Below are 19522 nucleotides of genomic sequence, written 5' to 3' on the forward strand. Positions count from 1 at the left end.
TGGGCGGGTGAGTGAGGTCCGGGTGCCGGGGCGGGTGCCGTCGCCGCTGGTGGAGATCGCCGACGAGCGGTTCTCCCGGCACGGCGTGCGTCTGCTGCTGAAGCGGGACGACCTGATCCATCCGGCCCTGGTCGGCAACAAGTGGCGCAAGCTGGTGCCCAGCCTGGAGGCCGCCGGAGGGCGGCCGCTGGTGACCTTCGGCGGCGCCTGGTCCAACCACCTGCGGGCGACGGCGGCGGCCGGGCGGCTGCTGGGGCTGGAGACGGTGGGGATCGTCCGGGGCGACGAACTGGCGGGCCGGGAGCTGAACCCGTCGCTGGCCCGGTGCGCCGCGGACGGGATGCGGCTGTGCTTCGTCGACCGGTCCGCGTACCGGGGCAAGGCCGGGCCCGAGGGGCCGGCCCGGCTGCTGCGGGAGGCGGGGGCGCCGCCGGACGCCTTCGTGGTGCCGGAGGGCGGGAGCAACGGCCTCGCGGTCCGCGGCTGCGCGGCCCTGGGCGAGGAGTTGCGCGGCCTGGTGGACGTCGCCGCGGTGGCCTGCGGCACGGGCGGCACGCTGGCCGGCATGGCCGCCGGTCTGGGCCCGGGGCAGCGGGCGCTGGGGGTGGCCGTGCTGAAGGGCGGCTTCCTGGCCGGGGAGGTCCGCCGGCTGCAGCGGGAGGCCTTCGGCGGGCCCCGGGGACGCTGGGAGGTGGAGGAACGTTTCCACCATGGCGGCTTCGCCCGGGTGCCGGCCGGACTCGAGGCCTTCGCCCGCGACTTCGAGGACCGTCACGGCCTGGGCGTGGAGCGGGTGTACGTCGCCAAGCTGCTGCACGCCCTGACCGTGCTGGCCGGTGAGGGCGCGTTCCCGCCGGGGACCAGGCTCGCGGCGGTCGTCACCGGGCGCCCGTTCCCCTAGGGCCTGTCCGGCCGCGCGCGACCGGGGTCAGCCGGCCTCCTCCTCGCGGAACGCGGCGGCCTCCTCCAGGTCCAGCCGGAGCAGCAGCTTGCGCAGCATCTCGTCGTCGATGTACCGGCCGTCGCGCAGCCGCACGAAGACGTCCCGCTCGGAGGCGATGACCTCCCGCGCGAGCCGCCGGTAGGTGTCGTCGACGGTCTCCCCGGTGAGCGGGTTGGGCGTGCCCAGCCGCTCCCAGACCGCGTTGCGACGGCGCTCCAGCACCCGCCTGAGGCGTTCCGCGAGCGGCTCCGGGAGGGCGTTGCGCTCGTCGGCCATCAGCTCCTCCAGCCGCTCCTCGGCGGCGCGCGAGGCCTGCGCCTGGGCGTTGGCCTCCATCAGGGTCTCCGCCTGCACGTCCCGGCCGGGCAGCCGGAACACCCGGATCAGCGGGGGCAGCGTCAGCCCCTGCACCACCAGCGTGCCAATCACGGTGGTGAAGGTCAGGAACAGGATCAGGTTCCGGCCGGGGAAGTCCTCGCCGCCGTGCAGGGTGACCGGGATGGAGAAGGCGATGGCCAGCGAGACCACGCCCCGCATGCCCGCCCAGGAGACGACGAAGGCGCCCTTCCAGGTCGGGTTCGCCTCCCGTTCCCGGATCCGGCGGGACAGCGCCCGCGGCAGGAAGGTCGCCGGGAAGACCCAGACGAACCGCACGACCACCACCGTCACGAACAGGGCCAGCGCGTACCAGGCGACCTGACCGGCGCCGTAGTCGTCGCCCAGTTCGCCGACCACGACGGGCAGTTGGAGGCCGATCAGCGCGAAGACCGCCGACTCCAGCACGAACGCGACCATCCGCCACACGGCGCCCTCCTGGAGGCGGGTGGCGAAGTCGACCTGCCAGGCGCGGTGGCCCAGGTAGAGGGCGACCACCACGACGGCCAGCACACCGGAGGCGTGCACCTGCTCGGCCAGCGCGTAGGCGAAGAAGGGGATCACCAGGGAGAGCGTGTTCTGCAGCATGGGGTCGGTCAGGCGGGTGCGCAGCCAGTGCAGCGGCACCATCAGCGCGAGGCCGACGGCGACGCCGCCCACCGAGGCGACCAGGAACTCCAGGCCGCCGCCGAACCAGCCGACGCTCTCGCCGAGGGCGGCGGCCAGCGCCACCTTGTAGGCGGTGATCGCGGTGGCGTCGTTCACCAGGGACTCGCCCTGGAGGATGGTGGTGATCCGCGCGGGCAGGCCCAGCCGGCGGGCGATGGCGGTGGCGGCCACGGCGTCCGGCGGGGCGATCACGGCGGCCAGCACCAGCGCGCCGGCGGCGGACAGGCCGGGCACGAAGGTGTGCAGGATCAGCCCGACCAGCAGCGTCGCGAAGAGCACGTACCCGACGGAGAGCAGGGCCACCGGCCGCACCTGGGCGCGCAGGTCCAGGTAGGAGCTGTCCACGGCCGCCGTGTAGAGCAGCGGGGGCAGCAGCAGCGGCAGGACGATCTCGGGGTTCAGCTCGTACTGCGGCATCCCCGGCAGGTAGGAGACCAGCAGACCGGCCGCCACCAGCACCAGGGGCGCCGGTACCGGGGTCCGGCGGGCCGCGCCGGCCACGGCCGCGCTGCCCGCGATCAGCAGCAGCAGGGGCATCACGTGCATCAGGTCCCACCCTCACTCTGTCCCGCGGCGCACCGGGCGTGGCCGCCCGCACCGGACATAATCTGGGCCCCATGAAACACTGCGCGCACGTCGACTCGCTGCCGCGACCGGAACCGGCCCCGTCGTCGGGGACCTGTGAGGAGTGCCGGGCGGCCGGGACGCAGCCGGTGCAGTTGCGGCTGTGTCTGGAGTGCGGGCACGTGGGGTGCTGCGACTCCTCGCCGCTGCGGCACGCGACGGCCCACTTCGAGGAGACCGGGCATCCGGTGATGCGCACCTTCGAGCCGGGCGAGGCCTGGCGCTGGTGCTTCGTCGACCACGTCCTCGCCTGAACCGCCCGGAGCCGGCGGCACGACGGGCCCCCGCCCCGCCCTCCGTCGGCGCGGGGGCGGGGCGGGGGCCCGTCGGGGCGGGTCGGTCAGGGGGCGAGGAGCGCCTCGGCGGCGGCCAGGCCGCAGACCCGGGCCGCGCCGTGGGTGGCGACGTGCACCGCCCCGCGGGGAGCGGCCTGCGGCAGTCCCATCTCGACGACCACCGTGTCCGGCCGGGCCGCGAGCAGGACGTCCAGCGCGCGCCCCATCCACGGATGCCGGTGCTCGTCGCGGACCACGGCGACGATCCGCCGCTCCCCCGCCGCGGCCAGCGCGGCCTCGCCCGCGTCGTCGCCGCCGAAGGTGCCGGCGGTGGTTCCCGGCAGCAGCCGCCGCAGTTCCGCCGCGACGCCCCAGGGTGTCTCGTCGCCCACCGCGATGTTGGCGACCGGGGTGAACGAGGCCACGTAGGGCCGACCGGCGAGCGGGGTGGAGCCCTGGTCGGAGACCGTCAGCCGCAGTGCCCTCCGGGCGGCGTCGAGCCCCACCTCCGGCGCCGGGGAGGGGGCGCCGGAGGCGGGCGACGGGGACGTCCAGGCCGCCAGTTCCCGCACCCTGCGTGCCGCGTCGGCCAGCCGGTCCTCGGCGAGTTCGCCCGAACGGACGGCGCCGACCAGCGCGTCCCGCAGCCGCCGCACGGTCTCGTCGTCGGCGAGTCCGCCGCCGACGCAGATGGCGTCGGCGCCCGCGGCGACGGCGAGCACGCTGCCGCGCTCGATGCCGTACGTCCCGGCGATGGCGCGCATCTCCATGCCGTCGGTGACGATCAGCCCGTCGTAGCCGAGCTCCTGGCGCAGCAGTCCCCCGAGGATCCGCTGCGACAGGGTGGCCGGGAACTCCGGGTCGAGCGCCGGGACGAGGATGTGCGCGCTCATCACCGCGCGCGACCCGGCCTCGATGGCCGCGCGGAAGGGCGCGAGTTCGCGTTCCGCGAGCACCTGGCGTCCGGCGTCGATGCGCGGCAGCGCGTGGTGCGAGTCGACCGCGGTGTCGCCGTGGCCGGGGAAGTGCTTGGTGCAGGCGGCGACGCCCGCGGACTGCAGTCCCTCCACGTAGGCGGCGGTGTGCCGGGCGACCAGGCCGGGCTCCGCGCCGAAGGAGCGGACCCCGATCACCGGGTTGCCCGGGTTGGAGTTGATGTCCGCGGAGGGCGCCCAGTTGAGGTTGACCCCGCACTCGGCGAGCCGCCTGCCCAGCTCGGCGGCGACCCGCCGGGTGAGGTCGACGTCGTCCACCGCGCCCAGCGCGTGGTTGCCGGGGAAGGAGGAGCCGGTGCGGACCTCCAGGCGGGTGACGTCGCCGCCCTCCTCGTCGATGGCGACGATGACGTCCTCGCGTTCGGCGCGCAGCTGGGCCGTCAGCGCGGCGAGCTGCTCGGGCGAGGCGATGTTGCGGCCGAACAGGCCGACCGAGGCGAGGCCCTCGCCGAGCCGCCGGAGCAGCCAGTCGGGGGCGGTGGTCCCGGTGAAGCCGGGTTGCAGGACGGTCAGCGCGTCCCGGGTGAGGGTGTCCATGCGTGGTGCCAGTGTGGTCATCGGCGGGTCACCCCTTCACCGCGCCGGAGGTGAGCCCGGCGACGGCCCTGCGCTGCAGGAAGACGAACAGGATCAGGATGGGCAGGGCGAACAGCGAGGAGGCGGCCATCGTGGCGCCCCAGTCGTCGCCGAAGACCGTCTGGAAGCTGGTGAGCCAGAGCGGCAGGGTCTGCATGGCGGCGTCCTTGTTCAGGATCAGCACCATCGGCAGTTCGTTCCAGGCGGTGATGAAGCCGAACAGCGAGGTGGCCATCAGGCCGGGCGCCAGCAGCGGGAAGATCACCTTGAGGAAGGCCTGCGGCCGGCTGCAGCCGTCCACCATGGCCGACTCCTCCAGTTCCTGCGGCACCGCGGAGACGTATCCGCGCAGCGTCAGGATGGTGAAGGGCAGCACCATGACCATGTAGAAGAGGGTCAGCGGGACCAGGCTGTTGAGCATGTCGGTGTCGCGCACGATCAGGTAGATCGCGATGACCATGACCTCCCAGGGGGCCATCTGCGCGACCATGAAGGCGAGCACGAACCCGCGGCGCCCCTTGAAGCGCATCCGGGCCAGGGCGAAGGACGCCGCCAGGCCGATCACCAGGGCGAACAGCACGGCCAGCACGGTCACGGTGACCGAGTTGCGCACCAGGGTCCAGAAGTTCTCTGCCTCCAGCGCGGTGCGGAAGTTCTCCAGCGTGCCCTGGAGCGGCACGAACACCGGGGTGTCGGTGATGATGTCGCCCCGCTGCTTGAACGCCGTGGCGAACATCCAGTACACGGGGAAGACGAAGACGACGAAGAGCACCACGGCGATGGCGCCCGGCCATGTACGGGCGAACAGCGAGCGGTTCACAGCTCGTCCTCCCCTTGCTTGAGCACGGTACGCAGGTAGTAGCCGGTGATCACCAGCAGGACCAGGATGGTCAGGAAGGAGATCGCCGCGCCGGTGCCGAAGTGCTGGTTGCCGTAGCCCTCGACGAAGGCGTAGAGCGGGAGGATCTCGGTGAGCCGGTCCGGGCCGCCGCGGTTGATGGCGAAGACCTGGGTGAGCGCCTTGAAGACCCAGATGACCTCGAGGAAGGTCGTCGCCCAGAGGAACGGCCGCAGGTAGGGCAGGGTGACGGAGGTGAAGCTCCGCCAGGCGCCGGCACCGTCCAGGGCGGCAGCCTCGTACAGCTCCTTCGGGATGGTCGTGGTGGCCGCGTAGAGGTTGATCGCGACGAACGGGATCGACATCCAGACGATCAGCAGGATGATCACGAAGAAGGTGGAGAACTGCGTCTCGTACCAGTTGTGGTCGGCCATCGACTCCCAGCCGAGCGAGGCCAGGACCCAGTTCACGACGCCGAACCGCTGGGCGAACAGCCACTGGAACACGGTGGCGCCGGCGACCACGGGCATCGCCCAGGCGAGCACCAGGCCGAACAGCAGCAGCACCCGCAGCCTGGGGCCGAGCCGGGCCAGCAGCAGGCCGACCAGGGTGCCGAGGACCATGATCAGCACCACGTTGACGGCGGTGAAGATCACCGACCTCATCGTGACGTTCCAGAACTCCTCGCTGGTGAGGACCTCCTGGTAGTTGCTGAAGCCGGTCCACTCGGTGAGGTGCTGGATCAGCTGCTTGGGTTCCAGGGTCTGGAACGAGATGAGCAGGTTCTTGCCCAGGGGCCAGCCGAGCAGCACCGCGGTGGCGATCAGGGCGGGAAGCAGCAGCAGGTAGGGGGCGAGGGCGGCCCCACGCCCCTTGGAGGGGCGGCCGGGCGGGATCCTGGCGGGCGCGGCGGCCCCGGCAGCCGGGTCCGCTTTGACGCGCTCGGTCTGCACAGTCACGGCAACTCCGTATGTCTTGCCTGGAAAAGGACGGGCCGGGGGCGGCGCGTGGCCGCCCCCGGTTTCACTGCGATCAGCTGGTCTGCGACAGACGCTTGTTGATCTCGTCCTCGACCTGGGCGGCCGCCTCGGCCGGGCTCTTCCCGTTGAGCACCGCCGTCATGTACTGCTTGATCGGGTTGGGCTCGTTCTCCACCGGCGCCCACTCGGGGATCAGCGGGGTGGTGCCGCCGAAGGCCGCGGCGGGAGCGGCGGCGAGGCCGGCCGGGTGCTCGGACAGGTTGGAGTTCAGCGACTCCTTGTTCGGGAGGACGCCGCCCTCCTTGGCGAGCTGGCCCTCGAACTTGTCGGAGAGCGCGATCTTCAGGAACTCCTTGGCCAGCTCCTGCTTCTCGCTGCCGGCCGCGACGGCCAGGTTGGAGCCGCCGAGGAAGACGCCCTCGGGCTTCTCCGGGGTGTCGCCCGGGATCGTGAAGTAGCCGATCTTGGACTCGATGTCCTTGTTGGCCTCGATCGCGATGCCGGCTTCCCAGCCCATGGCGATGATGGCGCCGACGTTGCCCTTGCCGAAGACCTCACCCTGCTGCGGGGTGGCCTCGTCCTTGTCCTTGGGGGCCTTGGAGTACGACTGGTACTTCTTGTAGAGCTCCATGGCCTCGGCGACCTTGGGGTCGGCCAGGTTGGAGACCCACTTGTCGCCCTCCTTCTTCACCAGGTCGGCGCCCTTGCCGATGGTCAGGCCGTCGAAGAAGTACCAGTTCTGGCCGGGGAGGTAGAGCGGCTCGGCGTCGGTCTTCTTCTCGACGGCGTCCAGGGCGGCGAAGAACTCCTCGCGGGTCTTCGGCACCTCCTTGACGCCGGCCTTGTCGAAGATCTCCTTGTTGTAGATCACGACGCGGTTGGCGAAGTACCACGGGGCCGCGTACTGCTTGCCCTCGTAGATCGAGGACTTGTTGAGCGCCTCGGTCCACTCGCCGCCGATCTCGGCCTTGAGGTCGCTGAGGTCGGCGAGGCCGCCGGTGGCCGCGTAGGCCGGGGTCTGGGTGTTGCCGACCTCGATGACGTCCGGCGGGTTGGACTCCGACAGCGCGGTGGTGATCTTCTGCTGGATCCCGTTCCACTGCTGCGTCTCGAACTTGATCTTCGCGCCGGTCTTCTTCTCGAACTCGGCGGTCACGTCCTTCGTCCACTGCTCGGGCGTGGAGCCGTCCATCGCCCAGACGGTCAGGGTCTGACCCTTGTAACCGTCCTTGCCCGGCTTGGCCGACGGCTCCTCGCTGCCGCACGCCGCGATGGAGACCATCATGCCCGCGATACCGATCGCGGCTACCAGCTTGCGCTTCACGCCACCCTCCTCAGGGATGCCACGTACCCCCCTGCCCGCCTCGGTGACATACGACGTGTACTGCCCGTGGGGCCGGGACCTGGACCAATGGTGTAGACCAGTACTCGGAGCTTGGCCCAGACCAATAGGGCTGTCAAGGAGTGCGAACCACCCCGCGGACCTCCGTGACGCTTCCGAGATATGCAGGGTTCCTGCGGGATTCGACGCCCCGGGGTGATCCGCGCGAGGATGCCGGCCGAGGTAGACCAATTCCCGCGGGCGCACGCTGGACTAGACCAAAGTGAACGACCGGCGGTATACAGGATCTTCGCGGGGATCACGGAGCGTAGGCGCTCTCCACCTCACCCCCCACGGAAGGCCCCGACGAGAGGCGGAAGATGAGCACCGACGTCAGCAGCGCGGAGAACGAGGGCGGAGCCGTCGTCCGCACCGCGCGCGTGCCGAAGTACTACCGCCTGAAGAAGCACCTGCTGGAGATGACCGAGACGCTGCCGCCGGGCACGCCGGTCCCCCCGGAGCGCACCCTGGCCGCGGAGTTCGACACCTCCCGCACCACGGTCCGCCAGGCGCTGCAGGAGCTGGTCGTCGAGGGCCGGCTGGAGCGCATCCAGGGCAAGGGCACCTTCGTCGCCAAGCCCAAGGTCGCCCAGTCCCTGCAGCTCACCTCCTACACCGAGGACATGCGGGCGCAGGGCCTGGAACCCACCTCCAAGCTCCTGGACATCGGTTACATCACCGCCGACGACACCCTGGCCGGGCTGCTGGGCATGACCCCCGGCGGCCGGGTGCTGCGCATCGAGCGGCTGCGGATGGCCGACTCCGAGCCCATGGCGATCGAGACCACCCACCTGTCCGCCAAGCGCTTCCCCGCGCTGCGCCGCAGCCTCGCCCGGTACACCTCGCTGTACACGGCGCTGGCCGAGGTGTACGACGTCCGGCTCTCGGAGGCCGAGGAGACCATCGAGACCTCGCTGGCGACCCCGCGCGAGGCCGGCCTGCTCGGCACCGACGTCGGTCTGCCGATGCTGATGCTCTCCCGGCACTCCCTGGACATGGACGGCGAACCGGTCGAATGGGTGCGCTCGGTCTACCGCGGCGACCGGTACAAGTTCGTGGCCCGGCTGCGGCGGCCGGAGGCCTGAGCGGCGGCGGGCCCGACCCGGCGGCCGCGATTACCTTTTCGCAACCCTGCCGAGGGTTCCCGGCCGCGCACCCCGTCACTTACATTGCCGACGCCAATCCGCCGGAGGCAATGGAGCCGTTCGATGTCAGAAACATCAGGAACCGGCAGGGGGGTGATCACCCCCACCCGGGTGGTCATCGCCGTCTGCCTGATCGCGCCCTTCGTGGCGATGCTGTGGGTGGGGTCCTACGCCAGGATCGAACCGATCCTCATGGGCGTCCCCTTCTTCTACTGGTACCAGATGCTGTGGGTGCTGATCTCCACCGCGCTCACCATGGTCGCCTACGTGCTGTGGCGCCGTGACCAGCGGGACCGGGCCGCCTCGCGCGACCGCTCCGCCGCCCGGGACGGGGGTGCGTCGTCGTGAACGAGGGCGTGAACGTCGTCGCACTGGTCGTCTTCTGCCTCTTCTTCGTCGCCGTCACGGTGATGGGCTTCCTGGCGGCGAGGTGGCGCAGGGCCGCGAACGAGAACTCGCTGGACGAATGGGGCCTGGGCGGGCGGTCGTTCGGCACCTGGATCACCTGGTTCCTGCTCGGCGGCGACCTGTACACCGCGTACACCTTCGTCGCCGTCCCCGCGGCCATCTACGCGGGCGGCGCGGCCGGCTTCTTCGCGGTGCCGTACACCATCCTGGTGTACCCGCTGATCTTCACCTTCCTGCCCCGCCTGTGGTCGGTCTCGCACCGCCACGGCTACGTCACCACCTCGGACTTCGTCCGCGGCCGGTACGGCTCGAAGGGCCTCTCCCTCGCGGTGGCGGTCACCGGCATCCTCGCCACCATGCCGTACATCGCGCTCCAACTGGTCGGCATCCAGGCCGTGCTGGACGTGATGGGCGTCGGCGGCGGGGAGGACACCCACTGGTTCGTCAAGGACCTGCCCCTGCTGATCGCCTTCGGCGTGCTGGCGGCCTACACGTACTCCTCCGGCCTGCGGGCCCCGGCCCTGATCGCCTTCGTCAAGGACACCCTGATCTACCTCGTGATCGCGGTGGCCATCATCTACATCCCGATCAAGCTGGGCGGCTTCGACGCGATCTTCGAGGCGGCGAGCGGCAAGTTCGAGGCCGTCAACCCGGTCACCGAGAAGCCGACCGGCGCGCTGGTGCCGGCCGAGCCCGGCCAGTGGACCTACGCCACCCTGGCGCTCGGCTCCGCGCTCGCGCTCTTCATGTACCCGCACTCGATCACCGCGACGCTCTCCTCCAAGAGCCGTGAGGTCATCCGCCGCAACACCACCATCCTGCCGCTCTACTCGCTGATGCTGGGCCTGCTGGCGCTGCTCGGCTTCATGGCCATCGCGGCCGGCATCAAGGTGGCCAACGGCCAGCTCGCCATCCCGCAGCTCTTCGAGGACATGTTCCCGGGCTGGTTCGCGGGCGTCGCCTTCGCCGCCATCGGCATCGGCGCGCTGGTCCCGGCGGCCATCATGTCCATCGCCGCGGCCAACCTGTTCACCCGGAACATCTACAAGGACTTCCTGAAGCCGGACGCCACGCCGGAGCAGGAGACCAAGGTCTCGAAGATCGTCTCCCTGCTGGTCAAGGTCGGCGCGCTGGTCTTCGTCCTCGGCATGGACAAGACGGTCGCGATCAACTTCCAGCTGCTGGGCGGCATCTGGATCCTGCAGACCTTCCCCGCGCTGGTGGCCGGCCTGTTCACCCGCTGGTTCCACCGCTGGGCCCTGATCGCCGGCTGGGCGGTCGGCATGGTCTACGGCACCTGGCAGGCGTACCTGGTCTCCTCCCCGACCCAGAAGCACTTCGGCGGCTCCTCCGCCGAGATGCCGGTGATCGGCGAGATCGGGTACATCGGGCTCACCGCCTTCGTCCTCAACGTGCTGGTGACGGTCGTCCTCACCTTCGTCCTCCGCGCCGTCAAGGCCCCGGAGGGCGTCGACGAGACCAGCCCGTCCGACTACACCGCCGACGCCGGCGACCCCGGCGTCGACCCGGAGCTGCCGCCGGTCACCGCTGCCACACACTGACCCGCCGCACCCCCGGCACATCCTCCGGCCCCGTCCACCCCCGCGGTGGGCGGGGTCCGGCACGTCCACGACGACGGCGGGCCCGGGCCTGCCGGGGGACGGACCTCGCCGTCCGTCCCGCGCTGCCGCGGCTTCCGGATGCCGTCGGCCTCGCCCTCCTGGCCTACGGGTTGACGTTCTGACCCGGAGCGCCGGGAGCGTCCGGTTCCTTCACACGAACTTCGACTTCCGTCACGGCAGGCGGTGTTGACGCGCGTAGCCCATGGGCCCCACCCTGGCTGCGGCGCCACGGCGACCCCGCGGCACCGCTCCCACGGATCGACGGTCAGGAGGCCGGAATGATCAGACGCATGTCCCGAGCACTTGTCAGTTTTGTCATGATCCTGGCGGGTGCAGTGGTCGGTGTGGGTGCCACCGCCGGCACCGCCCACGCCGACGAGTGCTACACCTGGAGCCGCACGCTCTCCGAGGGCAGCAGCGGCGCCGACGTCACCCAGCTCCAGATCCGGGTGGCGGGCTGGGTCACCTCCGGCGAGCGCCTCTCCTACGACGGCGCGTACGGCGCCCGCACCAAGGCGGCCGTCGCCAAGTTTCAGGCGGCCTACGGCCTCGCGGCGGACGGCGTCGCCGGCCCGGCGACCTTCGCCAAGATCTACGCGCTGCAGGACGCCGACTGCACGCCGATCCACTTCACCTACGCCGAGCTGAACAAGTGCAACTCGGACTGGTCGGGCGGCGCGGTCTCGGCGGCCACCGCCAAGGCCAACGCCCTGAAGACGATGTGGAAGCTGGAGGCGATGCGGCGCGCGCTGGGCGACGTTCCGATCAACATCTCCAGCGGCTTCCGCTCGTACTCCTGCAACAGCGCGGTGGGCGGCGCCTCGGGCAGCCGTCACCTCTACGGCGACGCCGCCGACCTGGTCGGCTCGCCGAGCTTCTGCCGCCTCGCGCAGCAGGCGCGCACGCACGGCTTCGCGGAGATCCTCGGCCCGGGCTACCCGGGCCACAACGACCACACGCACGTGGCGCACGACCCGTCGCCGTTCTGGGACGCCCCGAGCTGCGGCATCTGACCCTCGCGAACGACCGCGCGGCGCCGAAACCGCACCGCACGACGAAGGCCGGGCCCCTGGGGGCCCGGCCTTCCGTGCGTGTCGCGCGGTGCGACGCGTCAGTCGTTCGGCACCACGGGGTAGCGCGGCTCGTTCTCCTCCATCTGCTTCAGCGCGTTCTTCCGCTCGCGCTTGGAGAGACGGTCGATGTACAGGTAGCCGTACAGGTGGTCCGTCTCGTGCTGGAGGCAGCGGGCGAAGTAGCCGGTGCCCCGCACCTTGATCGGGTTGCCGTACTCGTCCTGGCCGGTGACCTCGGCGTAGTCCGGGCGGGCCAGCGGCGCGTAGGCGGTCGGCACGGACAGGCAGCCCTCGTTGCTGTCGTCGAGGATGCGGCGCTCGGCCGGCAGCTCCACCAGCTTCGGGTTGCACACCACGCCGACGTGGCGCGCGCCCTCGTCGTCCGGGCAGTCGTAGACGAAGACCTTCAGGTCGACGCCGATCTGGTTGGCGGCCAGGCCCACGCCCTCCGCGGTGCGCTGGCTGGCGAACATGTCGTCGACCAGCGTGCGCAGCTCGTCGTCGAACTCGGTGACGTCCCGGCACTCCTTGTGCAGGACCGGGTTGCCGACGACCGTGATGGGGCGCGAGGTGCCGCGCTCGCGGTAGGCGCTCTCGCGCTCCTCGCAGTCCCGGGTGTCGATGACGTAACCCTCGTCGTCCACGGGGAGCACGCCCGCGTGCTGCTGATCGGTCTCCTGCTGCGCCATGCCCGACGTACGCCTTCCTCGGTGTTCCACGTCCCTGACAGAGGCATAGCCTACGGGGCACCGGGCGTCCGCGGTCCCCGGGCGGTCAGCAGACCTCCTCCAGATCCCGCCAGTCCCGGGTGTCGGGGCTGTCGGCGACCCAGCCGTCCAGCAGTCCGCGCACCAGCGTGGCCGGGGCGGCCACCCCGCACTCGCGTTCCGGCACCCACAACTGTCCGTCGGTGCGGTGTCCGAGCGGGCCGGGCTGGCCGGGTTCGCTGTGGTCGTGCGGGTCCAGGTGCTCGCCGTCGCCCTCGACGGCCGCCATCCGCGACTCGGAGCACATCCGGCACAGCAGCCGCACCGACGACGACCAGTCCTCGGCGGCGTATCCGGCGTCGGCGGCGAGCGCCTCCAGCGCGTCCCGGTCGTCCTCCGAGGCGGCCTCGAGCAGCACCACCCAGGTCGGCACCGGCGAGGGCGCCCACAGCTCGATCTCGTCGAACACCGGGAAGCTGTGGCCGGTGGCGGTGGTGCGCTCGCCGTGCGGCACGCCGTCGTGGAGGACGACCTCGCCCCACCGGCGGCCGGAGGACGGCAGCGGGATGGAGAGGACCTCGATGCGCGCCGGGTCCAGCCGGCGCCCCCACACCACCTCGGCCTCCCCCTCCGGGGAGAGCCGCACGGCCGCGCTGCCCAGGTCCATCCCGGTGGGCGGCCCGGAGGCGGCGGCGCCGCCCGGCACCCGCAGCCCGTACTCCTGCCAGGCCCGGCGGGCCAGCGGCCAGTCCTGCAGCGCGGTCGCGGCGATGCCGACGTTCCACCAGTCGGGGGCCCCGGTGTCCCGGTCGAGGAGGGCGACGGCGCGCAGTCCGGCGGCGCGGGCCTGCTCCCAGTCGTGCCGGAACTTGTGCAGCAGTGCCAGGTTGAACCAGGACTCCGACAGCCAGGGCTCGAGGTCGGCGGCGCGCGTGAGCAGCGCGCCCGCGTCCTCGTACCTGCCGTCGCCGATCAGCGTGAACGCGCGGTCCGTGGCCTGCCGCCAGGAGGCGGAGGGCCGGTGCCGTCCCTTGCCGAAGATCCTCACGATTCCCGCCTGCCAGTTCTGTGGAGCGGACCGGTCCCTGCCCCCGTGGGCCCGCTCTCCCGCATCCAACCACGGACGGTCGGACGGTCGCTCATTACCCATGGGTTACCCAGCCGGGCACGGCCTCAGACCGGGGAACCTGACGCTCCGGGACGCCTCCCGCCCCGGGCGCCGGGAGGCCCGCGGGAATCCGGAGCAGCACCCTGGCCAGCGACTCCACCACGTCGGGCGCGTAGGTCCCGGCCGTGCCGAGGCGGAGCTCCTCCAGGGCGCGCAGGCGCGCGCCGGGCCCGGTGGCCCGCTGGGCCATCTCCTCGTAGGCGTTGGCGGCCCGCACGATGCGCGCGGCCCGCGGCTGCCGGGTCCAGGGCTCGGCCTGCGACTCCACGACGGCGGCCACCCGCGGGTCGACGCCCGTCTGGCGGACGACGGCCCCGCCCAGGAGCGCTATGCGCCGCTGCTCGGCGGCGGAGAGCCGGGCGGTGGCACCGTCGGGGACCGGGTCGACGAGGCCGAGCTGCCCGATGTCGTGCATCAGCGCCGCGTACTCCAGCACGGTGAGGTCGGAGCCGGTCAGCCCCATGTCGCGGCCGACCGCGAGGCTGAGCGCGGCCACCCGGTGGGCGTGGCCCTGCGGGGTGTACCCGGCCACCTCGGTGGCGCGGGCGAGGGAGGCGATGGTCTGCCGGTAGGTGGTCCGGACGGCGGCGTAGCGGCGGAAGGCGAGCTGCGCGAGGAGCAGCGGCACGCAGAACACGGGCAGCGCGTACAGCCCGACGGCGTCCACGGCCAGCGCGATCACGGTCCCGGAGGAGCCGGTGACGAAGCTCATCCGGGTGGTCCCCCACAGTTCCTCCCGCAGCAGCGGGCCGAACGTCCGCCCGGTGCGGGAGTGGCCGAGGACGGCGCCGAGCAGCGAGTCGGCGAGCACGGCCAGCAGCAGCACCACGATCACCAGCAGCACCTGTCCGGGGCCGGGCGCGGGTGCGCCGGGTGCCGGAGCGGTCAGCGGCTGGCAGCACACGGCGATGAAACCGGCGGAGAGCACCCGGCGGGCCAGGTGGTCCCCGGTGGTGCGACCGCCGGGCCGGGGGTGGGCGATGCGCGGGATCCGTCCGGCCAGCACGGCCACGGCGACGACGGCGACCACCTGGGTGACGGTGGCGGCCGCGAGCAGCGCGTACGCCAGGGTCGCGGCGGCCCCGACGGGCGCCGGGTCGCGTTCCTCGGGCAGGCCGTCGGGCAGCCGCAGGAGTTCGCCGAGGGCGATGAACAGGACGAAGACGTAGGCGGTCTCCCGGTCGGCGACGCCGTTCCAGAGGGCGTCGCCGAGGCAGAGGAGGGCGAGCAGCAGGGCGGCGGCGTGCACCGCGAGGCGCGGCAGGACACCGGGCCGCCCCACGCCCGCCAGGAGGGACCTCACCGGGCGCCCCCTTCCCCGCGGGCCGGTGCGGTGGCTCCTCGGGGCCCTGTCGCGGACCCGGCGGGCCCGGCGGCCCCGGAGGGGACCCCGGTGGACACGGAGGGCACGGCGGCCGCGGAGGGCACGGCGGGGACAGTGGGTGCGGCGCCCGTCCGGGCGGTCCCGGCGGGTTCCCCGGCTCTGTCGGCGGCACGGTTCCCGGTGCTGTCCCCGGCGCGGTTCCCGGTGCTTCCTCCGGCGTTTGCTTCGGCGTCGGCTCCGGCGTTCTCCGCGGCGCCGGCTTCGGCGTCGGCCTCGGCGCCTCCGCCCGCCGCGGCCCGGTCCCGGGAGGGGGGTCCGCCCGGTGGTGGGGCGGGCGGGGCCGGGCCGTCCGAGGTGACGACGGGGTTCCAGCCGTGCCGGTCGAGGGCGCGGGTGAGGGCGGTGACCATGCGGGGGTCGAACTGGGTGCCGGCGCAGCGGGCGAGTTCCTGGAGCGCGGTGGTGACGGGCCGGGCGCGGCTGTAGGAACGGGTGGAGGTCATCGCGTCGAAGGCGTCGGCGACGGCGACCACCCGCGCGCACTCGGGGATCTGGCACCCCGACAGCCCGTACGGGTAGCCGCTGCCGTCGAGGCGTTCGTGGTGGTGGAGGATGGCCGCTCTCGCCTCCTCCAGGAAGCCGATGCCGCGGGTCATCTCGTGCCCGTACTCCGGATGGAGCTCGATCGCCCGGCGTTCGGCAGGGGTGAGCGGCCCGTCCTTGCGGAGCAGCCGGGTGGGGACGCCGATCTTGCCGACGTCGTGGAGGATGCCGGCGAAGCGGATGACCTCGACCCGCTCGTCGTCCATGCCGAGTTCCCGGGCGATCATCACGGAGGCCTGGCCGACCCGTTCGCTGTGGCCGCGGGTGTAGTTGTCCTTGAGGTCGACGGCCCGCACCAGGGCCCGCACCGTGGACCGGTGGGCGGCGCGTTCCTGGTCGGAGTGGGCGAACACCCACCAGGTGACGTACATCGGCAGGAGGACGAGGAGCGCGGCGGCAGGCCCGTGCGGGGAGCGCCAGAGGAGGGCCATCATCACGCCGGCGAGTCCGTGCACCGCCATCGGCGGGAGGGAGCGGACCAGGGGCGGCCACCAGGCGGCGCGTACCGGGGCGCGGTCGGCGAGGATCTTCATCCCGCCGTCCAGCAGGACCACGGTCAGGCAGAACACCGGCACGGCGAGGGCGGCGGCGAGCAGCGCGCCCGGCAGGTCGGAGGCGACCACGGCGTCCCGGCCGCCGAGCACCCAGTACGTCCAGGCGGCGGCGTGGACCGACAGGCACAGGGAGGCGGCCCGCCAGGCGCGGCGCAGCAGCCGCGGCGGATCGGCGACCGGCGCGAGGAGGGTTCCCGGCACCGCCACCAGGGCGGCGGCTGGCGGGGGGAGCAGGAAGGCGGCGGCGAGCAGGACCGGGTAGAAGGCGTCCAGGCCGGCCCGGCGCCCCGCCCGACCGCAGCCGGCGTAGACGGCCGCCAGCAGCAGGACGGCCCACCACGGTGCGTGCAGCTGCGGGAGAGGCGACAGGCAGAGGCCGGCGGCGAGGACGGCGGCGCCCGCGTAGACACGCGCGCCGACCGGCACCGATGCCGCCGGAACCGACCCCATGGCGTCCCCTCCCCCGGCCGGACCGGGTCGGTCCGGTTCGTGCCCGTTCTGCCTCGGAGCGTAGAACGGCCGAATGGGGTACAGGAGGCCTGATAGGTGAATCCGCGGGCCTATGACCCGCGGATTAGCACGTACGGGTGAAAGCTCAGGCGTCGCCGGATGACGCGGGCGTCACCGACGCGCCCCGGGTCTCGACGTCCGGCCCGGCGGTGCCGTGGCCCGTCCCGCCCGAGCGGATCAGCTCGATGCGGCCCATCACCTTGGCGCGCAGGTCGGCCGGCACGTCGTCGTGGCCGCAGCAGCGCTTGACCAGCTTCTTCACGGCCTGCTCAAGACCGTACTTCTCCAGGCAGGGCGAGCACTCCTCGAAGTGCTCCTCGAACTTCGCGCAGGCCGAGTCCGGCATCTCACGGTCGAGGAACTCGTAGAGGTGGTCGAGGATCTCCGTGCAGTCCGTCTCGTGCGGCTCTCCACAGCTCATGAGCCCGAGCCTTTCGCTTCGTTCGACTTGCCTGCGCCGGCGGGGACCAGGCCGCGGTCGCGGGCGTAGTCCTCCAGCATGCCGCGCAGCTGACGGCGGCCCCGGTGCAGCCGGGACATCACCGTGCCGATGGGTGTCCCCATGATGTCCGCGATCTCCTTGTAGGCAAACCCCTCGACATCCGCCAGGTAGACGGCGATGCGGAACTCCTCGGGGATCGCCTGCAGCGCCGACTTCACGTCGGAGTCCGGCAGGTGGTCCAGCGCCTGCGACTCGGCGGACCGCAGGCCCGTCGACATGTGCGACTCGGCGCGCGCCAGCTGCCAGTCCTCGATGTCCTCGGCGGCGCTGCGCTGGGGCTCCCGCTGCTTCTTGCGGTAGGAGTTGATGAACGTGTTGGTGAGGATGCGGTACAGCCATGCCTTGAGGTTGGTGCCCTCACGGAACTGGTGGAAGGACGCGTACGCCTTGGCGTAGGTCTCCTGCACCAGGTCCTCGGCGTCGGCCGGGTTGCGCGTCATGCGCAGCGCGGCCGAGTACATCTGGTCGAGGAACTCCAGCGCGTCCCGCTCGAAGCGGGCGCTGCGCTCCTCGTCCGTCTCGGTCGTCCGCCTGCCCTCGGCGCCCTCGGCGCTCGCGGGCTGTTCCGCGTCGGTCCCGGCGACCGGACCCACCTCCTCCAGTGACGTGCCACTCGAATCGGAGGATAGACGACGATCCCCTCCCACCGCCCGCCGGGCGGCGCCCGTGCGCGACGAGGGGAGCACCGACCACTCGAGTTCGGTGGCGCGGCGGCTGGGGCACGCAACGGATCCCATGCGGCGGATTCCTCCCGGGGCGACTGGTCAGGACGTGTCGTTCTCCCCCTTCAACCTCACGCCCCACCGACACATTCCCGGGCCGCCCCGGCACCGGCTCAGTGCACGGAACCGGTGAGCTGGAGCCCGATCACGCCGCAGATGACCAGGCCGATCGAGACGATCTTCAGCACGGAGACCGTGTCGCCCAGGAAGACCATGCCGTAGATCGCCGTGCCCGCCGCCCCGATGCCGGTCCACACCGCGTAGGCGGGTCCCACGTCCAGCCGCTTGAGCGCCAGGGTGAGCAGGCCGAAGCTGCCCAGCGCGAAGACGCAGAAGGCCAGGGTCGGGTAGAGCCGGGTGAGGCCGTGGGAGAGCTTGAGGCAGACCGCGAATCCAGTCTCGAGCAGCCCGGCGACCACGACCAGCAGCCACGCCATGGGGTGTCCTCCGCATCCGTCAGGCTCCGCGGCCGCACGATCCGGACCGGTTGACGCGATTATGCCCGGATTGCCCCGCTCAGTCCCCTTCTCGCGCCTCCCGCGTCGAGAGCAGCCGCCTGAGGGAGTACAGCCGCGCCGGGTCGGCGTGGCCGTCGGCGACCCACTGGTCGAGGGCGCAGTCGGGCTCGTCGTGGCTGCAGGCGCGGGGGCAGTCCGCGGTCCCCGCCTCGAGGTCGGGGAAGGCGTGGATGACCCGGGAGGGGTCGATGTGGGCGAGACCGAACGACCGCACGCCGGGCGTGTCGACGACCCAGCCCTCGGCGTCCTCCAGCGGCAGCGCCAGGGCGGAGGTGGTGGTGTGCCGGCCGCGGCCGGTCACCGCGTTCACATGGCCGGTGATCCGCCGGCGCTCGGGCGGCACCAGCGCGTTGACCAGGGTGGTCTTGCCGACGCCGGAGTGGCCCACGAAGGCGGTGACCTTGCCCGCCAGGTGCTCGCGCACCCGGTCGGCGGCACCGCCGTCCTCGAGCTCCTCGCGGCTGGTGACGACGTAGGGGATGTCGAGGGCGCCGTAGAGCTCCAGCAGCTTGTCCGGCGGGGCCAGGTCCGACTTGGTGAGCACCAGCAGCGGGGTCAGGCCGCCGTCGAAGGCGGCGACCAGGCAGCGGTCGATCAGCCGGGGCCGGGGCTCGGGGTCCGCGAGGGCGGTGACGATGGCGAGCTGGTCGGCGTTGGCGACCACCACCCGCTCGTACGGGTCGTCGTCGTCGGCCGTGCGGCGCAGCACGGAGGTGCGGTCCTCGATGCGGACGATCCGCGCCAGGGTGTCCTTGGCGCCGGAGAGGTCGCCGACCAGGGCCACCCGGTCGCCGACCACCGCGGCCTTGCGGCCCAGCTCGCGCGCCTTCATGGCGGTCACCGTGCGGCCGTCGACCAGGCAGGTCAGCCGCCCGCGGTCGACGGTGAGGACCAGTCCCTCGGCCGCGTCCTCGTGCTTGGGCCGGATGTGGGTCCGCGGCCGGTTGCCCTTGCGGTTGGGGCGGCTGCGGATGTCGTCCTCGTCGGTGTGCTTGCCGTAGCGACGCATG

The 19522-nt window shown here is 72.4% G+C and carries 18 protein-coding genes and 1 pseudogene; 6 read left to right on the top strand and 13 right to left on the bottom strand.

What is annotated here, in order from left to right; translation table 11 throughout:
* The first annotated feature begins 7 nt into the window (after positions 1 to 7).
* Positions 8 to 901 (top strand): pyridoxal-phosphate dependent enzyme, encoded by an 894-nt coding sequence (locus tag ABZ836_RS11530; protein ID WP_361141422.1) that lies wholly within the window; start codon positions 8 to 10, stop codon positions 899 to 901.
* Between the two features lie 27 nt (positions 902 to 928).
* Here the strand turns inward: ABZ836_RS11530 and ABZ836_RS11535 are convergent, their stop codons facing one another.
* Positions 929 to 2533 (bottom strand): Na+/H+ antiporter, encoded by a 1605-nt coding sequence (locus ABZ836_RS11535; protein WP_356130474.1) that lies wholly within the window; start codon positions 2531 to 2533, stop codon positions 929 to 931.
* A 71-nt stretch (positions 2534 to 2604) separates the two neighbouring features.
* Between ABZ836_RS11535 and ABZ836_RS11540 the strand changes: the two genes are divergently transcribed.
* Complete coding sequence (locus ABZ836_RS11540) at positions 2605 to 2865, top strand: UBP-type zinc finger domain-containing protein (protein WP_356130472.1); 261 nt, start codon at positions 2605 to 2607, stop codon at positions 2863 to 2865.
* 86 nt (positions 2866 to 2951) lie between these two features.
* On the opposite strand, the gene ABZ836_RS11545 is transcribed toward ABZ836_RS11540, so the two are convergent.
* The 4 genes from ABZ836_RS11545 to ABZ836_RS11560 all read right to left on the bottom strand — a co-directional run bounded on the left by ABZ836_RS11545 (position 2952) and on the right by ABZ836_RS11560 (position 7599).
* Complete coding sequence (locus ABZ836_RS11545; RefSeq protein ID WP_361141425.1) at positions 2952 to 4439, bottom strand: glycoside hydrolase family 3 protein; 1488 nt, start codon at positions 4437 to 4439, stop codon at positions 2952 to 2954.
* 7 nt (positions 4440 to 4446) lie between these two features.
* Positions 4447 to 5277 (bottom strand): carbohydrate ABC transporter permease, encoded by an 831-nt coding sequence (locus ABZ836_RS11550; protein WP_356130469.1) that lies wholly within the window; start codon positions 5275 to 5277, stop codon positions 4447 to 4449.
* On the bottom strand, positions 5274 to 6254 hold the full coding sequence (locus ABZ836_RS11555) for a sugar ABC transporter permease (RefSeq protein ID WP_356130467.1): 981 nt from the start codon (positions 6252 to 6254) through the stop codon (positions 5274 to 5276). Before ABZ836_RS11555 ends, ABZ836_RS11550 begins: the two co-directional genes overlap by 4 nt.
* Positions 6255 to 6327: 73 nt before the next feature.
* Positions 6328 to 7599 (bottom strand): extracellular solute-binding protein, encoded by a 1272-nt coding sequence (locus ABZ836_RS11560; RefSeq protein ID WP_356130465.1) that lies wholly within the window; start codon positions 7597 to 7599, stop codon positions 6328 to 6330.
* 377 nt (positions 7600 to 7976) lie between these two features.
* On the opposite strand from ABZ836_RS11560, the gene ABZ836_RS11565 reads away from it, so the two are divergent.
* The 4 genes from ABZ836_RS11565 to ABZ836_RS11580 all read left to right on the top strand — a co-directional run bounded on the left by ABZ836_RS11565 (position 7977) and on the right by ABZ836_RS11580 (position 11844).
* Complete coding sequence (locus ABZ836_RS11565) at positions 7977 to 8741, top strand: GntR family transcriptional regulator (protein ID WP_356130463.1); 765 nt, start codon at positions 7977 to 7979, stop codon at positions 8739 to 8741.
* Positions 8742 to 8864: 123 nt separating this feature from the next.
* On the top strand, positions 8865 to 9149 hold the full coding sequence (locus tag ABZ836_RS11570; RefSeq protein ID WP_356130461.1) for a DUF3311 domain-containing protein: 285 nt from the start codon (positions 8865 to 8867) through the stop codon (positions 9147 to 9149).
* The gene (gene mctP / locus ABZ836_RS11575) at positions 9146 to 10771 is read left to right on the top strand and encodes a monocarboxylate uptake permease MctP (protein ID WP_361141429.1); all 1626 of its coding nucleotides are present in this window, start codon (positions 9146 to 9148) and stop codon (positions 10769 to 10771) included. Before ABZ836_RS11570 ends, mctP begins: the two co-directional genes overlap by 4 nt.
* Positions 10772 to 11109: 338 nt before the next feature.
* A complete protein-coding gene (locus ABZ836_RS11580; protein WP_356130457.1) occupies positions 11110 to 11844 on the top strand; it encodes a D-Ala-D-Ala carboxypeptidase family metallohydrolase in 735 nt (244 codons plus the stop codon).
* A gap of 98 nt (positions 11845 to 11942) precedes the next feature.
* Here ABZ836_RS11580 and def read toward each other — a convergent pair whose 3' ends face one another.
* The 8 genes and pseudogenes from def to rsgA form a co-directional block, all read right to left on the bottom strand.
* Positions 11943 to 12593 carry a peptide deformylase gene (gene def / locus ABZ836_RS11585; RefSeq protein ID WP_356130455.1) on the bottom strand — a complete coding sequence of 217 codons (651 nt, stop codon included), beginning with the start codon at positions 12591 to 12593 and terminating at the stop codon, positions 11943 to 11945.
* A gap of 85 nt (positions 12594 to 12678) precedes the next feature.
* Positions 12679 to 13659, bottom strand: a complete 981-nt coding sequence (locus ABZ836_RS11590) for a hypothetical protein (protein ID WP_356130453.1) — start codon at positions 13657 to 13659, stop codon at positions 12679 to 12681.
* A gap of 94 nt (positions 13660 to 13753) precedes the next feature.
* Complete coding sequence (locus tag ABZ836_RS11595) at positions 13754 to 15082, bottom strand: HD domain-containing protein (RefSeq protein WP_361141432.1); 1329 nt, start codon at positions 15080 to 15082, stop codon at positions 13754 to 13756.
* Positions 15083 to 15444: 362 nt separating this feature from the next.
* A pseudogene (locus ABZ836_RS11600) lies at positions 15445 to 16710 on the bottom strand (HD-GYP domain-containing protein); the annotation flags it as partial.
* Positions 16711 to 16855: 145 nt separating this feature from the next.
* Positions 16856 to 17191 (bottom strand): mycothiol system anti-sigma-R factor, encoded by a 336-nt coding sequence (gene rsrA, locus ABZ836_RS11605; RefSeq protein ID WP_356130450.1) that lies wholly within the window; start codon positions 17189 to 17191, stop codon positions 16856 to 16858.
* Entirely contained in the window at positions 17188 to 17865 is a 678-nt protein-coding gene (locus ABZ836_RS11610; RefSeq protein WP_356130449.1) for a sigma-70 family RNA polymerase sigma factor, read from the bottom strand. The genes rsrA and ABZ836_RS11610 overlap by 4 nt, the downstream gene beginning before the upstream one ends.
* Positions 17866 to 18107: 242 nt before the next feature.
* Positions 18108 to 18431: a multidrug efflux SMR transporter gene (locus ABZ836_RS11615; protein WP_356130447.1), complete on the bottom strand. Its 324-nt coding sequence runs from the start codon at positions 18429 to 18431 to the stop codon at positions 18108 to 18110.
* Between the two features lie 79 nt (positions 18432 to 18510).
* Entirely contained in the window at positions 18511 to 19521 is a 1011-nt protein-coding gene (gene rsgA, locus ABZ836_RS11620) for a ribosome small subunit-dependent GTPase A (RefSeq protein ID WP_356130445.1), read from the bottom strand.
* Position 19522 lies beyond the last annotated feature (1 nt).

The organism is Streptomyces sp. NPDC047130 (assembly GCF_040643475.1).
Lineage (GTDB): Bacteria > Actinomycetota > Actinomycetes > Streptomycetales > Streptomycetaceae > Streptomyces.

Bases quoted from the DNA above. Each gene is read 5' to 3' on its own strand.
- ABZ836_RS11535 (WP_356130474.1), bottom strand. From the start codon at position 2,533: ATGCACGTGATGCCCCTGCTGCTGCTGATCGCGGGCAGCGCGGCCGTG.
- ABZ836_RS11540 (WP_356130472.1), top strand. From the start codon at position 2,605: ATGAAACACTGCGCGCACGTCGACTCGCTGCCGCGACCGGAACCGGCC.
- ABZ836_RS11545 (WP_361141425.1), bottom strand. From the start codon at position 4,439: ATGACCACACTGGCACCACGCATGGACACCCTCACCCGGGACGCGCTG.
- ABZ836_RS11565 (WP_356130463.1), top strand. From the start codon at position 7,977: ATGAGCACCGACGTCAGCAGCGCGGAGAACGAGGGCGGAGCCGTCGTC.
- ABZ836_RS11570 (WP_356130461.1), top strand. From the start codon at position 8,865: ATGTCAGAAACATCAGGAACCGGCAGGGGGGTGATCACCCCCACCCGG.
- ABZ836_RS11580 (WP_356130457.1), top strand. From the start codon at position 11,110: ATGATCAGACGCATGTCCCGAGCACTTGTCAGTTTTGTCATGATCCTG.
- def (WP_356130455.1), bottom strand. From the start codon at position 12,593: ATGGCGCAGCAGGAGACCGATCAGCAGCACGCGGGCGTGCTCCCCGTG.
- rsrA (WP_356130450.1), bottom strand. From the start codon at position 17,191: ATGAGCTGTGGAGAGCCGCACGAGACGGACTGCACGGAGATCCTCGAC.
- ABZ836_RS11615 (WP_356130447.1), bottom strand. From the start codon at position 18,431: ATGGCGTGGCTGCTGGTCGTGGTCGCCGGGCTGCTCGAGACTGGATTC.
- rsgA (WP_356130445.1), bottom strand. From the start codon at position 19,521: ATGCGTCGCTACGGCAAGCACACCGACGAGGACGACATCCGCAGCCGC.